Below are 14,994 nucleotides of genomic sequence, written 5' to 3'. Positions count from 1 at the left end.
CTATCTCTCCACCAGCGCCACCCTGGCGTTGAACCAGTTCATGAAACCGGACATCAGCAGGCTGAGGCCAAGATAGACGACCATCCAGATCGCGACGATTTCGATGGAATGGCCGCTCTGGTTGAGGATCGTGCCGCCGATATGCACCAGGTCGGGGTAGCCGATGGCGATTGCCAGCGACGAGTTCTTGGTCAGGTTCAGATACTGGCTGGTGAGCGGCGGAATGATGATGCGCAGCGCCTGCGGCACCACCACAAGGCGCAAGGTCTGCCCCCGGCGCAGCCCGAGCGCATACGCCGCCTCGGTCTGCCCCCTGTTGACGCCCAATATGCCGGCCCGCACGATCTCGGCGATGAAGGCCGCGGTATAGAACGACAGCGCGAGATAGAGCGACAGGAATTCCGGCCTGATCTGCGAGCCGCCCAGCAGATTGAAGGTGGATTTCTGCGGAAACTCGAAGCTTACCGGAAAGCCCGCGGCAACGAATGCCAGAGCCGGCAGCCCGACAAGCAGGACGGCCGAGGTCCAGAACACCGGAAACCGCTCTCCCGTTTCGGCCTGCCGCTGCCGCGCACGGCGGGCCACGAACCAGCAAAGCCCCACCGCCACCAGCAAGGCGACCGGAATGAGCCAGGCCCCTTCGCCCCAGATGGCCCCCGGAAAGAAAAAGCCGCGATTGTTGAGATAGGCGCCGAAGGGCAGCGCGATGCTCTCGCGCGGCTGCGGCAGCGCCGAAAGCACGCCCAGATACCAGAAGAAGATGACCAGCAAGGGCGGGATGTTGCGGAAGATCTCGACGTAAACCGTGGAGATCTTTCGGATCAGCCAGTTGTCGGAAAGGCGCCCGACACCGATCAGGAAGCCGATAGCCGAGGCGGTGATGACGCCCATGACCGCCACCACGCCCGTATTGACCAGCCCCACGAGCAAGGCCCGCCAGTAGGTGTCGTTGGACGAATAGCGGATCAGCGTTTCGCTGATGTCGAAGCCGGCGCGGCCATTGAGGAAGTCGAAGCCCGAGGAGATATTGGCGCGCCTCAGGTTTTCGATTGTATTGCCGACGATCCAATAGGCGAAGCCTACCAGAGCCACAAACAGTAAGAGCTGGTAAATCAGCCCACGGATTTTCGGGTCGTTCAGGTAGGAAGCGCCCGAATTTCCGCTTTCGCGAATCGTGCCCTGCAAAGCCATGTAGTCTCCCTTTGCACGGAGACGGGAGGCGCCCGGCGCCCCCCGGAACCGAAGATCACTCAGCGGATGGGCATAGAGTACTGCAATCCACCCTTGGTCCACAGCGCGTTAAGACCGCGCGCGATCTTCAGCGGGCTCCCGGCACCGATGTTACGGTCGAAAATCTCGCCGTAGTTGCCGACACCCTTGATGATGTTCACGACCCAGTCGTTCTCGAGGCCGAGATCGGCGCCCAGCTTGCTGCCCTCTTCGGTGCCCAGCACGCGCTGGATGTCCGGATTGGTCGAGTTCTTCATCTCGTCGACATTGGCCTGGGTGATCCCGAGCTCTTCCGAAAGCACCAATGCGTTCAGCGTCCACTTGACGACATCGAACCACTTGTCGTCGCCCTGGCGCACGGCCGGGGCCAGCGGCTCCTTGGAGATGATCTCCGGCAGCACGATGTGATCGTCCGGCGACGCCAGCGTCAGGCGGATGGCATAGAGGCCGGACTGATCGGTCGTATAGGCGTCACAACGCCCCGAATCATAGGCCGCATTGGTCTCTTCCAGCTTTTCGAACACAACCGGATTGTATTCGAGGTTGTTGGCCTTGAAGAAGTCGGCAAGGTTGAGCTCGGTGGTGGTGCCGCTTTGCACGCAGACGGAAGCGCCGGAAAGCTGAAGCGCCGAATTGACGCCCGGAAGCTTCTTGGCGTTGATCATGAAGCCCTGGCCGTCATAGTAGTTCACGCCCACGAAGTTGAGGCCGAGCGCGGTGTCGCGGCTGAGCGTCCAGGTGGTGTTGCGGGCCAGAAGGTCGATTTCGCCCGACTGCAGGGCGGTAAAGCGCTCCTTGGCGTTGGTGGGGGTAAACTTCACCTTGGTGGGATCGCCGAAAACAGCTGCGGCCACGGCGCGACAGAAATCGACGTCGAAACCTTTCCATTCGCCCTTATCGTCAGGCGCGGAGAAACCGGCGAGAGCGGTGTTGACGCCGCACTGCACGAAGCCCTTGGCCTTCACGTCACTCAGCGTGTCTGCGGATGCGGCTGAAGCTGCGAGAGCGGCAACCCCGAATGCGGCAGCGCTCAGAATGAATTTCACGGTGTTTTTCATTACCCACTGACCCCTTGTCTGTTGTTGTTCGGGAATAACCCCCGTTGTCCCGCAAAAGCGGCAGCACCGTTCCGGCCCGTTTCCGGAACGCAGATCGCAGCGATGGTTGCGTTGCTGTCCTCCCATTAGCGAAAATCATCGAAAGCGATTATCACCATCACGTCAAGGCGAAATGGTCTCCCTGCACGCAAATCGGGGGATATGCGCAGTTCGGCAAATGTTCCGCGCCGACACACAGCAGCTTTCGGGAATTCACAGCAAGCCGCGCTGTCGCCGCAGCCTCGCTGGAGCACAAGAAGCCCGGGCCTGTGCAGTTGCGCCGGCAGAAATGCCGTCTTATGCCAAGGCGTCTGATCAGAGCAGGATGCCATGGCAAAGCGAGATTTCACCAATACGGGTATCCATACCCAACTGGCTCATACCGGAAACGACCCGCGCGACTTCTACGGCTTCGTCAATCCGCCGGTGGTGCATGCCTCCACCGTGCTGTTCCCCGACGCCGCGACGATGGCCACGCGCGCCCAGAAATACACCTACGGCACGCGCGGCACGCCGACGACGGACGCGCTGGCAGCCGCGATCGACAGCCTGGAAGGGTCGGCCGGCACTATCATCGTGCCCTCGGGACTGGCGGCGGTGACCGTTCCGCTCCTCGCCTTCCTTTCCGCCGGCGACCATGCGCTGATCGTCGATTCCGTCTACATGCCCACGCGCCACTTCGCCAACACCATGCTGACGCGGCTGGGCGTCGAGATCGAATACTACGACCCGCATGTGGGTGCCGGCATCGCCGCCTTGATGAAGCCGAACACGAAGGTCGTGTTCACGGAATCCCCCGCCTCCAACACTTTCGAAATCCAGGACATCCCGGCCATCGTCAAGGCCGCCCATGCCGGAGGCGCGGTGGTGATGATGGATAACACCTGGGCGACCCCGCTTTACTTCAAGCCGCTGGACCATGGCGTGGACGTGTCGATCCACGCGGCGACCAAATATCCGGCCGGCCACTCAGACATCTTGCTCGGCACCGTTTCCGCCAGCGAAGCGTGCTGGGAGCGGCTGCATGAAGGCTTCCTGGCGCTTGGCTGCTGCCCGGCGCCCGACGACGTCTACCAGGTGCTGCGCGGCCTGCGCACCATGGGCGTGCGGCTCGAGCGGCACGAACAGAGCGCGCTGGAAATCGCGCGCTGGCTGGAGACGCAGCCCGGAGTGGCGCGGGTTCTGCATCCCGGCCTGGAGAGCCACCCCGGCCACGAGATCTGGAAACGCGACTTCTCGGGCTCGAGCGGCATTTTCTCCGTCGTGCTGGCCGGCGGCGGCCAGAAGCAGGCGCACGCCTTCCTCGACGCGCTGGAGATCTTCGGCCTCGGCTATTCGTGGGGCGGCTATGAAAGCCTTGCCGTACACGTCTTCCTTGGCGACCGCACCATCGCTAAGGGGCCTTACGAGGGCCCGCTCCTTCGGCTGCAGATCGGGCTGGAAAATGTCGAGGACCTCAAGGCCGACATCCAGCGCGGGCTGGCGGCCGCAAACGCGGCCTAGCCGGCGCGCATACCTTCCCGCCGCGGGCCCTGCTCCAAGCAGCCCGCGGCGGTGCCGCGGCATGGTGTTTTCCGGTCAAGACAATCGTAAGATTTGTCTGCAACGGTCGCCTCACACGGATAATTATCGGCGACTTCGGCATGTGGACTCTGGCACCTCGCTCTCGATCGATGGCCGGCTTGGTCATTTTTTTGGCTTTGGCCATGCTCCTCTTCACGGGAGGGACGCGCGCCGAGGAAAACCAGGTTCAGCCTCGGACCGTAACTGTCGGGGTCTATCTCAGCCCGCCATTCGTGTTCCGCCAAGGCGAAAGCTATTCCGGCATGGCGATAGAGCTTTGGGAAAGGGTCGCCGGCAAGCTCAAGGTCGCCTCCGTATATCGACCGTTTCAGAACTACGGCGAGTTGGTTGAGGCCGTTTCGAGCGGTGCCGTCGATGTCGCGGTCACCAATCTGAGCATCACGGAAAACCGCGCCAATCTTGTCGATTTCAGCCACCCCTGGTTCGATGCCGGGCTTCGCCTGATGGTGCCATCCAACGATGGGACAAGCTTTGGGGAGGTGCTGGGCAAGCTGGGAGACGCAGGCCATCTCCGGACCTATGCCTGGATCGTGATCTGCATTGTGCTGGCCACGCTGCTCATGACCCTGTTCGACAGGCGATTCGACGCGAATTTTCCAAGGCGGTGGCGCGAAGGCCTGGCCGAGAGCTTCTACCATGTGATGTCGATCGCCACATCGGGAAAGACCACGCGCAAGAACCTGTTCGGCTGGATTGGCCGGACATGGCAGGCCGTATGGATGGTGTGTGGCATAGCGGTCATCGCCTATTTCACGTCATCTGTCGCCAGCGTGATGACGGCCGTTCAACTCACCAACGAGATCAACGGACTGACGGATCTGCGCGGCAAGATCGTCGGGGTTCGGGCCGGCAGCGTATCCGAGGCCTACATGAAGTCGTTGTTCATCGCCACGGCGGCGTACGATCACATTGAGGACGCAGCGACGGCCCTGGTCAACGCCGAGGTGGACGCAGTCGTCGCCGACAGCCCGGTGCTGGAATATTTCACCTTCACAAACCCCGAGATGAACCTCAAGGTGATCGGCAACATCTTCCAGCCAGACAAGTACGGCTTTGCATTCACCGCGGGAAGCCCGCTGAGGCGGCCTGCGTCGATCGCCGTGCTTGCCGCACAGGAAAGCGGCGATCTGGAAGCGCTTCGGGCGCGTTACTTCGGCTTCGCGCCCTGATTGCGGATGTTTTTGCCGCGCGTGGCGACGTTGCACCGCTTTTTCCCACAATGGGGGCTTGCTTCGTAAGGCCTTGAACTCTATAGCCCCCAAGGGTCCGGAGTGTAGCGCAGCCTGGTAGCGCACCTGATTTGGGATCAGGGGGTCGCAGGTTCGAATCCTGCCACTCCGACCATCGCAAGCATGGATGAGGAAAGAATGTCCGCGCGCATTTTCAGCCCCGCCAAGACGGCGATGCAGTCGGGTAAGGCCAAGACCGGTCATTGGGTGCTCGAATTCGACCCCGCACTGCCGCGCAGGATCGATCCGCTCATGGGCTACACCAGTTCGCGCGACATGAAGAGCCAGATTCGCCTGACCTTCGGCACCAAGGAAGAGGCGATCGCCTACGCCGAGAAGCACGGAATCGACTACCGCGTGCAGGAACCCAAGGAAACCGCGCGCCGCCAGATTTCCTATGCGGACAATTTCCGCTATGACCGCAGGACGCCCTGGACGCACTGAGCCAAACCTCAGGCGCCCTGGCCGCCAGAGTGTGGTCCCGTAGCTCAGCTGGATAGAGCACCGGCCTTCTAAGCCGATGGTCGCAGGTTCGAATCCTGCCGGGATCGCCAACTCGATTTGGCAGACTGATTCATTACCGATACTAAGGCCGGTTTGCCCCCCACGCCCCCCATGTGCGGAAGAGCGGACATCAGGGATCGTTTGGTAGGCCCCGCCTGCGTCGGGTGCCGCGTACGCGGCCCGGATTCGCTTCGGGGCTTTGCGTGTATATTCCTCAGCCGGGATTGCGGTACCCGGAGGAAAGCCTGCAATTGTCCTTCGAGAGCTTGCGGCGTGAAGCGCGTTCTCAATTCTCAGAGGTCCGCACTCAGTCAACCAGATCGGCCGTCCAGACTGGATCGTTTACAAGGATCGCTTCGCCGTTGCGCAGGATCTCGAAATCGACAGAGGGCTCGCCTGCGGCATGGGGCACGGATATCATCATGCGCTGGCCGGGGCCGAGCGTTGAGACGAACCGGATCGGCTGCTCCTCGTCCCCGGAAGCCAGTGTCGCGACGACCCGATAGCCGTCTTGCTCGACCGTGTAATGGACAGCACCCTTGAAACGGCCGACATGAATGCTGTGCCCGCTTTCCGGCATCAGTTCCGACGCGGCAGTGGTGCCTGTTGCTGCGAGCAGGGTGATTGCAATTGCAGGAAAACGTCCGGTCATCGCCATTTCTCCTTAGGATCAGAGCGTGCGACTATAATTACGGTACAACGTCTCGCAGCCATGGGTACGACCACCCATTTTTTGGCAGCCAGCTTCCTAGTTTTGGCTGTTGGCTTTCCTGGAGCGGCTCGACAGCAGCCACGGCTCGCCACGCAGGCGCAGCAGGACTTCCATCCGGTTGGCGGCGTTGAATTTGCCGAGCACAGCTGAAACCTGGTGTTCGATCGTGCGCGGCGAGCGCGACAGGCGCCGCGCGACCTCCTTGTTGCTCTTGCCCTCGGCGATAAGGGCGAGCACCTGTTGTTCTTGCTGGGTCAAGCCGAGCGGGTGGTGGCGGGCAGCCTTGTATGGACCCCGGCGCGCCTTCGGCAACTGATTTGCGACGCCCAGGCGCTGCGCCAGCTTTCGCGCCAGCACCGCGGCAGGACGCGCCTCGATCGTCTCGAGCGTTGTCACGGCGCGAGCCAATGCTGGCCCGGCGTCACCTCCTCGAACCTGCATCAGTGCGAGTGCCGCTTCATAAGGAAGACCGAGGCTTGTCCATTCCGCCGCGGCTGCAGACGGATCGCCGCGAAGCTCGGCGGATCGCGGCGAGGGAACTCCCGTTCCGGGCGCGGGAAGCGGCTCCGCCATACCGCATCGCCGCCACCAGGTCGCCAGTTCGCCGATATCCGGGGGACGGAAGTTGCCGAGGTCCATGGCGGCGAGGGCCGCCAATTGCTCATGGCTGGCGCTGAGGTCTTCGGCAAGCCAGGCCGCTTCGGCCAGGGCCAAGCGGACCGGTATGATGCGCTGTGGCTCGCCGGTCGGCAACGCCTCCTGGAGCGCCTGCTGCAGGAGAGTTGAACCGCTTGGTTCGCCCAGCCGCGCACGTACTCTGCCAAGCACGGTCAGCGCCGGCAGGTGCATTACAACGGGCAAGCGCTCCAGGCTCATGACGCCCTGAGCGATCGTCTCGGCCTCACGAAAACGGCCTTGCTCCATACGAAGCTCGGCTTGTCGGCCGAGCAGATATTGCGCCGCCGAATCGAGGTCGTACCTGGCACAGAAGGCGATGCCTTCGGCCAGCAGGCGTTCGGCGAGGGCGAAGTCCTTCAACACCACAGCGTGCTCGGCGAAGTTGGTGTAGGCTCGCGATGCGTGGTCATGAAACCCGTGCTCGAGCGACAGCGAGAGGCTTTCTTCCAGCAGTTCGCGACCGCCCTCGCGGTTGGCGAACAGGAGCGCAGTGCCGACATTGTTCAGGGCGTGGACACGCGTTTCGACTTCGCCCAGTTGGTCGGCCAACGCGATAGCGCGCAAACCCCAGTCGATCGCTTCGTCGAATCGATAGTGCAGCATGTTGAGCTGCGAGCGCGTGCTGTAGGCCATCGCCAATTCCGGCCCGGGGGGCAGGCTTTCCACTTCGCGCACGGCTTCGTCAGCAAAATGTTCCGCTTGTTCGCCCTCGCCGCGACGCCAGTGCAGCCTAGAAAGCCAGCGCAGATTGCGCCCGACCTTGTCAATGCATCCGAGTTCCCGCCAGATCGCTATGGCGCGATGCCGTGCCTCGATGATCGAGTCGTAGACGAGCAGCGCCAGTCCGGCCTCGTAGGCCCAGTCTTCATAGAGCTGCGCGGCAAGTGCCGGCGGAGCGTGGGCAACATATCCGAGCGCCGTCTCCAGATGTGAGGCGGCTTCGCGATGCGCTCCCAGACGCGAAGCTCGTGCCGCGGCTTGCGGTGCAAGTTTGAGAACACGCGCTCCGTCACCGGCGCCAGCGGCGTGGTGAACCCTGCTTGAAAGCTGCGCGTTCGCCTGCGCCGCCGGAAGCTCGGATATCGCCGCCTCCACCTTTGCGTGAAGCGAACGCTGAAGGCTCGGCGACAGCCTATCAAGTGTCGCCTGTCTGGCAAGTTCATGGCGGAACGTCAGGGCGCCCTGGCTGTCTCGCCGCAGCAATCGGCGGGCCACGCACTGGTCCACCAGGATTTCGGCCTCGCTACCCAGAAGGGCGCGGATCAGCCACGGCTCGACACTTCCGGGCGCAATGCTCATCATTTCCAGAACCTCGCGCTCGCCGGCGGTCAGGCGTGATAGCCGCGACCAGACAGCGTCGCGGATGGAATCCGGAATTTGCCCCGGCTCAACCTCGCTGCTTGCCAGAAGCTCGGAGACAAAAAAGGGATTGCCCTCTGTGACGCGGTAGAGATCGGCGCTTGCGCGGCCCGCCTGCTGCGCCAGCACGGCAACTGCTTCAGGAGAAAGCGGTTCGAGCCTTATGCGGGTTAATGATGCCGATGGCAGATCACCGAGCACGTGCGTCAGGGGATGATCGGGGCCGATTTCGTCGCTTCGCGCGGTGAGTACCAGCATTGTGCGAAGTACAGAAACACGACGACCGAGGTATTTTACGAGGTCGTGCGTCGCGTTGTCGGCCCAATGCACATCCTCGAAGACGAGCACCGTCGTACGTTCAGCACGCTGAAGCGCGTTTAACAGCGCAGGAAAAAGCCGCTCAGGCGCGGCCGTCTGATCTAGCAGTGCCACTATTTGCACGTCGAGTGATCGCGCCATGTCCTGCAGGGGACCGAGCGGTCGGGGTGTGTGAAGCGCCTCGCACCAGCCCCATAACACCTGGCAGCCTTCACCGGCACGTTCCGCGAATTCTTGCAAGAGCGAGGTCTTGCCTATGCCAGCTTCCCCTTCGAGCAGCACAGTGCCGCCGCGGCCCGCCGCAGAACTCCGCGCGGATGCCAGCAAAGCTTCAAGTGGATCCTCTCGCTCCAGCAGCATTGTCAGCATACTCCCCGAGCTCATCGAGAGTATCACAACAAATCCACCCTTGCAGTTCGCCTTTCAGGGAGTTGAGGAACATTTGGCATTATTGGCCCGGTCTTGATGTTTTCCGCCAAATGGCGCCGCGCGTCTTTTTGCTGCTCCCGCTTCAGGCTTCGAACCGCCGGCACCCGCCCCCTCGGCCGGCTTTCCGGTGCGGCCGAGCCGACGTGCTTCGCGCCTCGAAACCTGCAACGAACGTCGGATGACAGCCTCTCGAGCCACGGCGGGCGTTTTCCGACCGGCGCGGGGCTACCACGCCGGCGCGAGCCTTCACACAGTGTTGACTCCGGTGGCAGCGCGCGGCCGTTGTAATTCGGGCTCGGCGAGCGTTCTCTCTGAGGGGTACCCCATGCTCGTGGTGGTCAACGCCGCGCGCCGCCGGAAAGCATTCCGATGCAAACTGCCTACATAAATCGCGTCGCCACGGCAGTGCCACCCTACGACATTCACGAACCCTTCCGCCGCTTCGCGCAGTCAATGCTTCATGATGACCGGCGCAACTCGCTGCTGTTCCAGCGCATGGCCGACAAGTGTGGGATCGAGCATAGATACTCCCACCTTGCGCCGAGCAATCTGCCGGAGGGCGACTGCGTCGATGCCGAAGGCTTCTATCTGCGTGGTGATTTTCCCGACACCACAGCGCGAATGCTGAAGTTCGAGAAAGACGCGCCGGTCCTGGCCCAAAAGGCCGTCGACACCTTGCAGCTCGGACCGGAACGAGACCGCATCACGCATCTCGTGGTGACATGTTGTACCGGTTTTTCTGCGCCCGGCCTCGATTTCGAACTCATCGAGCGCTGCGGACTTCCAAGCACGGTCGAACGCACCATGGTCGGATTTATGGGCTGCCATGCGGCCATAAACGCGCTCAAGCTGGCCCGTCACATCGTTCGCTCGGAAGCCTCCGCCCGAGTGCTTGTCGTCAACCTTGAGCTGTGCACCCTGCATCTGAAGGACACGACCGACCTTGAGCAGATGCTCCTGTTTCTTCTGTTCGGCGACGGCTGCGCAGCATGTGTCGTGAGCTCGGAACCGGCGGGCGTGGCACTCGACAGCTTCCACGCGCTGCTGGTGCCCGGCACCCGCGAGCTGATTACCTGGAGCATCCGGGATTCCGGTTTCGACATGACACTGTCGGGACGTGTTCCAGGCGCGATCCATGATGGCTTGCAGGAGCACGGGCGCGAGGTACTTGCTGGAGCGGCCGCCACATCGATCGATCTGTGGGCCGTGCACCCCGGAGGCCGCACCGTGCTCGACGCGGTCGAGCGCGCTTTCGAACTTGGGCCAGCGGCGCTGGCGGCGTCGCGCGAGATTTTGAGACGCTACGGCAACATGTCGTCCGCGACCGTCATGTTTGTAATCGAGAGGCTGTTGGGCTCGGGGATGCGCGGTCGTACCGGTTGCGCGATGTCGTTCGGACCGGGACTGATCGCGGAAACCCTGCTGTTCCACACTGCGCCATGATCGCACCCGCAACCACGCAAGCGGCTGGGCGCGATCTGTCTCAGCGCAGCGCCGAAACCGAATGGCTCGATCGCGCCGATACGAGCCCCGAGGAGCTGGCGCTGGTGATACGCGATATCGCCAGCTTCAACAGGGCGATGCTCGGACATTGGCCGGTGATCGCCTGGTTGCGTCGCGCTACCAAAAACGCGACGACGGAAACCCCGCTGAACCTCCTGGATGTCGGCTGCGGCGACGGCGATCTGCTGCGAACCATCCGGCGCTGGACGCGCAAGCGCGGTTTGACGATCAGGCTGATCGGGATCGATCGCAGCCGCGAAATCGTCCGCATTGCACGAGCCGCAACCGATGAGGCCGACGAGATCGATTATCGCGTGACGGACATTTTTGACTACGTACCGACCGCACCCATCGACTTCGTCGTCAGCAGCCTGCTCACCCATCATATGTCGGACGACCTGATCGTTAGATTTCTGCGATGGATGGAGGCGACGGCACGCAAAGGCTGGCTGACCTATGATCTCCAACGTCACCCCGTGCCGTTCCACTTCATCGGCCTCATGGGCAAGCTGACGCGGCTGCATCCGATAGCGATTGATGACGGCCTCATTTCGGTGACGCGTTCGCTGACGCGAGCCGAATGGCTGGCGCGATTGGACGAAGCCAACATTGCGCGCGATGCGGTGCAGTTGCGGTGGTTCATGTTCCGTTTTGTCATCGGACGGCTGCGATGACCTGAGACTGCCGTCATCTGCGGCGGGCCGGCCGATAGCGCAATGGCTTGCGGATGGCATCACGACGTGTCCCGAGAATTCCTCAACGTCTTCACGCCGATAGGAACGGTCGGCGTTCCCGAAAGGGAGCAGAAGGCCATCGCGATGATGCGTACCGAATCGTCTCTCACAGACGCCAGGACATGGATCGGCTTCTGCCTGATGTGCCTTGGCATGTTCATGGCAATTCTCGACATCCAGGTCGTGGCGACGTCCTTGCCAGCGATTCAGAAGGCTCTCGCAATTGATCCCGAGTTGATGAGCTGGATCCAGACCGCATATCTGATCGCCGAGATCATCGCCATTCCACTGACCGGCTGGCTTACGCGCACGCTGACGATGCGCTGGCTATTCACCGCCGCCATTGCGCTTTTCACACTTGCGTCCATCGGCTGCGCTGCAAGCAACAGTTTCTGGACGCTTGTTTCGTTTCGCATAGTGCAGGGGTTCGCCGGCGGAACGCTGATCCCGGCGGTGTTCGCCGCGGTATTCATCCTGTTCCCATCGCGAGATCAAGGGGTTGCGACGACGTTGGCCGGCATCATGGCCGTGCTCGCACCGACGGTCGGGCCCGTCGTTGGCGGCTGGATCACGCAAACCTACTCCTGGCACTGGCTGTTTCTCATCAACGTCGTTCCGGGGCTGATTGCCAGTTCGGCCACGCCCTCTCTGTTGCCTCGACACAAGACGAAGTTCGGCGAGAGCAAGGCATTGGATGGCTTGTCGTTGGTTTTGATGGCGGTTGCGCTCGCAAGCCTCATGATCGGACTGAAACAATCGCCACACGAAGGGTGGCTTTCTCCGATCTGCATTGGCCTGTTTTCCCTTTGCGTTCTCAGCGGCGGCCTCTTTGTCTGGAGAACCTTGCGGGCCAGCCATCCGATTGTGCAGCTATCGTTTTTCAGGGACCGCTCGTTTGCAATCGGGTGCATGTTGAGTTTTTTCCTGGGTGTCGGCCTGTTCGGCTCCGTGTATCTCATGCCGGTCTTCCTTGCTTTCGTCCGCGGGCACGATGCCCTGCAAATCGGCTTGACCATGTTGGTGACCGGTGCTGCGCAACTCGCCACGGCACCCCTCGCCGTCGCGCTGGAGCGACGTCTCGATCCACGATTGCTGACCGCTTTTGGCTTCGGACTGTTTGCACTTGGACTGGGGCTAAGCATGTTCGAGACGCGCAACACAGACTTCAGTGAAATGTTCTGGCCGCAGATCCTGCGCGGCGTCGCAATCATGTTTTGCCTGCTGCCGCCGACCCGCCTGGCGTTGGGGCGGCTGCCCGAGCCGGACGTGCCGGATGCAAGCGGTCTCTTCAATCTGATGCGAAACCTGGGCGGCGCGATTGGCATCGCCTTGACCGACACGGTTCTCTACGGACGAACCAGCGGTCACGCGGACGCCCTTCTGTCCCGGCTCCTGGCTGGGGATAGCAGCGCCGCCGAGGCAATCGGACTAGACCCCGCATTGTTGGCCGCAGCACTATCCGGTCCGATAACGCCCGACGCCGAAGCCTTCGTGCGGCCATTGATCGAAAAGGCGGCGTTCGTCTGGAGCGTCAACGATGCATGGACGATGCTGGCAGCGTTCGCATCGCTGGGCGTCTTGCTGGTGCCATTCGCCTGGAGCCAGCAATCAGCAGCGACGATGAAGCCTAACTGATGGGGCGACGCAATCTCGGGGACAACTCGTGGACCACCCTCGCCGCCGCCTCGTCATGCGTGCTCGGCGATCACCGCGAGGAAGGCGGGGCCGTAGCGGTCGAGCTTGGCTTCGCCGACACCGGGCACGTTCGCCATCTCGGCGCGCGACGCGGGGCGCGCCGCCGCCAGCTCGATCAGGGTCTTGTCATGGAAAATCACATAAGGTGGCACGTTCTGCGTGCGCGCCATTTCCGTGCGCTTGCGCCGCAGCGCCTGGAACAGGTCATGGTCTGCGTCGGGAACGGCAGACTGCGCCGTGCTGCGCGCGACCTTGCCGCGTTTGGCGCGCGTTGGCGCCGGCACGCGCAGCATCAGCGTCGGCTTGTCGCGCAGGAAGTCGCGGCCGGCGGGCGCGATCGACAGGCCGCCATGGCCGGCGAGGTCGACGTCGATGAGCCGTAGGGCGATCAGCTGCCGCAGGATCGCCCGCCATGTGCGATTGTCGTGCTCGGTGCCGATGCCGAAGGTGGAGATGCGGTCATGGCCGAACTGGGCGATGCGCTCGTTTTCCACGCCCAGCAGCACGTCGACAATATAGGCTTGCCCGAAACGCTCGCCGGTGCGGTAGATGCACGACAGTGCCTTTTGCGCCGCGATGGTGCCGTCGAACAGTCTTGGCGGCTCCGCGCAGGTGTCGCAATTGCCGCACGGTTCGCAATGGTCGCCGAAATAGGACAGCAGAACCTGTCGGCGGCAGCCAGCCGTCTCGGCCAGTCCCAGCAGCGCGTCGAGTTTGTGCCGCTCCATGCGCTTGCGCTGGTCGGGCGCCTCCGACTCCTCGATGAAGCGGCTGCGTAGCGCGATGTCCTCGTAGCCGTAGAGCATCAGCGTATCGGACGGCAGGCCGTCGCGCCCAGCGCGACCGGTCTCCTGATAATAGGCCTCGATGCTGCCCGGCAGGTCGATATGGGCGACGAAGCGCACGTCCGGCTTGTCGATGCCCATGCCGAAGGCGACGGTAGCGACCATGATGACCGCCTCGCCATGCTGGAAGCGCATCTGGTTGGCCTCGCGCGCCGCCTTGTCCATGCCGGCGTGATAGGCGAGCGCATCGTAGCCGAGGCTCTGAAGCCAGGCGGCGGTTTCCTCGGTCCGGCGTTTCGACAGGCAATAGACGATACCGCTCTCGCCCTCGTAGCGCTTGAGAAACTCCTTGAGCTGCGCGCGCGGATTGTCCTTTTCCTCGATGGCGTAGCGAATGTTGGGCCGGTCGAACCCGGCGATGAAGGCGTCTGTCTCGGCAATAGTGAGATGCGACAGGATTTCCGCGCGCGTCGGCTCGTCCGCCGTGGCCGTGAGCGCCATGCGCGGGGTGCCCGCAAAGCGCGCCACGACCGCGTCGAGCTGACGATAGGATGGACGGAAATCGTGCCCCCACTGCGACAGGCAGTGCGCCTCGTCGATGGCGATCAGCGACAGTTTTACTCCATCGAGCAGTTCCAGCACGTCTGGCCGCAACAAGGTTTCGGGGGCGACATAAAGCAGGGCAAGCGCACCGGCGCGGATGTCGCGCCACAGATCGCGGCGGTCGTCGAACGACAGATCTGAGTTGAGCGCCGCAGCCCGCACCCCTGCCTGCCGCAGAGCCGTCACCTGATCGGCCATCAGCGCCAGCAGCGGCGAAACGACGAGACCCATGCCGGGACGGACGATCGCGGGAACCTGGTAGCAAAGCGACTTGCCGCCGCCCGTCGGCATCAGCACGAAGGCGTTATTGCCGGCAATCACATGCTCGACAATGCGCGCCTGCGGTCCCCTGAACGCATCATAGCCAAAGACTGTCTTGAGGATTTCGAGGGCGGTGGGGGTCATCGGCAGCAGCACGGAGAATCATGGAAAGCCCTTCATAGCAGCCCACTCGCTGTCACCGGAGATTTATCTCCCCATGGGCATCGCGGACCGCGATCGGAGCGCTGCCGCCGCTCCTTGGGTGCGGCTGCG

The 14,994-nt window shown here is 62.7% G+C and carries 11 protein-coding genes and 2 tRNA genes; 8 read left to right on the top strand and 5 right to left on the bottom strand.

The annotated features are described in order from the left end of the window. Together ABLE86_RS08310 and ABLE86_RS08305 are read right to left on the bottom strand one after the other, a co-directional pair. Positions 1-1,191, bottom strand: coding sequence for an amino acid ABC transporter permease (locus ABLE86_RS08310; RefSeq protein ID WP_348778443.1), 1,191 nt, complete (start codon positions 1,189-1,191; stop codon positions 1-3). 59 nt (positions 1,192-1,250) lie between these two features. After that, on the bottom strand, positions 1,251-2,288 hold the full coding sequence (locus ABLE86_RS08305; protein ID WP_348778442.1) for an amino acid ABC transporter substrate-binding protein: 1,038 nt from the start codon (positions 2,286-2,288) through the stop codon (positions 1,251-1,253). A 369-nt stretch (positions 2,289-2,657) separates the two neighbouring features. Here ABLE86_RS08305 and ABLE86_RS08300 point away from each other — a divergent pair, with 369 nt between their 5' ends. The 5 genes from ABLE86_RS08300 (at position 2,658) to ABLE86_RS08280 (ending at position 5,694) form a co-directional block, all read left to right on the top strand. Beyond that, positions 2,658-3,830, top strand: coding sequence for a cystathionine beta-lyase (locus tag ABLE86_RS08300; RefSeq protein ID WP_348778441.1), 1,173 nt, complete (start codon positions 2,658-2,660; stop codon positions 3,828-3,830). A 203-nt stretch (positions 3,831-4,033) separates the two neighbouring features. After that, a complete protein-coding gene (locus tag ABLE86_RS08295) occupies positions 4,034-5,080 on the top strand; it encodes a transporter substrate-binding domain-containing protein (protein WP_348778440.1) in 1,047 nt (348 codons plus the stop codon). Positions 5,081-5,178: 98 nt separating this feature from the next. Next, positions 5,179-5,255 (top strand) — tRNA-Pro (locus tag ABLE86_RS08290). Between the two features lie 23 nt (positions 5,256-5,278). Further along, complete coding sequence (locus ABLE86_RS08285; protein ID WP_348778439.1) at positions 5,279-5,584, top strand: ETC complex I subunit; 306 nt, start codon at positions 5,279-5,281, stop codon at positions 5,582-5,584. Between the two features lie 33 nt (positions 5,585-5,617). Then, positions 5,618-5,694 (top strand) — tRNA-Arg (locus ABLE86_RS08280). 257 nt (positions 5,695-5,951) lie between these two features. Here ABLE86_RS08280 and ABLE86_RS08275 read toward each other — a convergent pair. Together ABLE86_RS08275 and ABLE86_RS08270 are read right to left on the bottom strand one after the other, a co-directional pair. After that, positions 5,952-6,302, bottom strand: a complete 351-nt coding sequence (locus ABLE86_RS08275) for a hypothetical protein (protein ID WP_348778438.1) — start codon at positions 6,300-6,302, stop codon at positions 5,952-5,954. Between the two features lie 90 nt (positions 6,303-6,392). Continuing rightward, a complete protein-coding gene (locus ABLE86_RS08270; RefSeq protein WP_348778437.1) occupies positions 6,393-9,080 on the bottom strand; it encodes an AAA family ATPase in 2,688 nt (895 codons plus the stop codon). Between the two features lie 429 nt (positions 9,081-9,509). Between ABLE86_RS08270 and ABLE86_RS08265 the strand changes: the two genes are divergently transcribed. The 3 genes from ABLE86_RS08265 to ABLE86_RS08255 all read left to right on the top strand — a co-directional run bounded on the left by ABLE86_RS08265 (position 9,510) and on the right by ABLE86_RS08255 (position 13,012). Next, complete coding sequence (locus ABLE86_RS08265) at positions 9,510-10,583, top strand: type III polyketide synthase (protein WP_348778436.1); 1,074 nt, start codon at positions 9,510-9,512, stop codon at positions 10,581-10,583. Beyond that, positions 10,520-11,317, top strand: a complete 798-nt coding sequence (locus tag ABLE86_RS08260) for a methyltransferase domain-containing protein (protein ID WP_348778435.1) — start codon at positions 10,520-10,522, stop codon at positions 11,315-11,317. Before ABLE86_RS08265 ends, ABLE86_RS08260 begins: the two co-directional genes overlap by 64 nt. Before the next feature lie 147 nt (positions 11,318-11,464). Further along, on the top strand, positions 11,465-13,012 hold the full coding sequence (locus ABLE86_RS08255; protein WP_348778604.1) for a DHA2 family efflux MFS transporter permease subunit: 1,548 nt from the start codon (positions 11,465-11,467) through the stop codon (positions 13,010-13,012). A 53-nt stretch (positions 13,013-13,065) separates the two neighbouring features. On the opposite strand, the gene recQ is transcribed toward ABLE86_RS08255, so the two are convergent. Next, a complete protein-coding gene (gene recQ / locus ABLE86_RS08250; protein ID WP_348778434.1) occupies positions 13,066-14,865 on the bottom strand; it encodes a DNA helicase RecQ in 1,800 nt (599 codons plus the stop codon). Between the last annotated feature and the right edge of the window lie 129 nt (positions 14,866-14,994).

Origin of the sequence: Mesorhizobium sp. KR2-14 (genome assembly GCF_040049255.1) — a bacterium.
Taxonomy (GTDB): Bacteria; Pseudomonadota; Alphaproteobacteria; order Rhizobiales; family Rhizobiaceae; genus Pseudaminobacter.
This window is presented reverse-complemented; position numbering and strand designations above follow the sequence as displayed.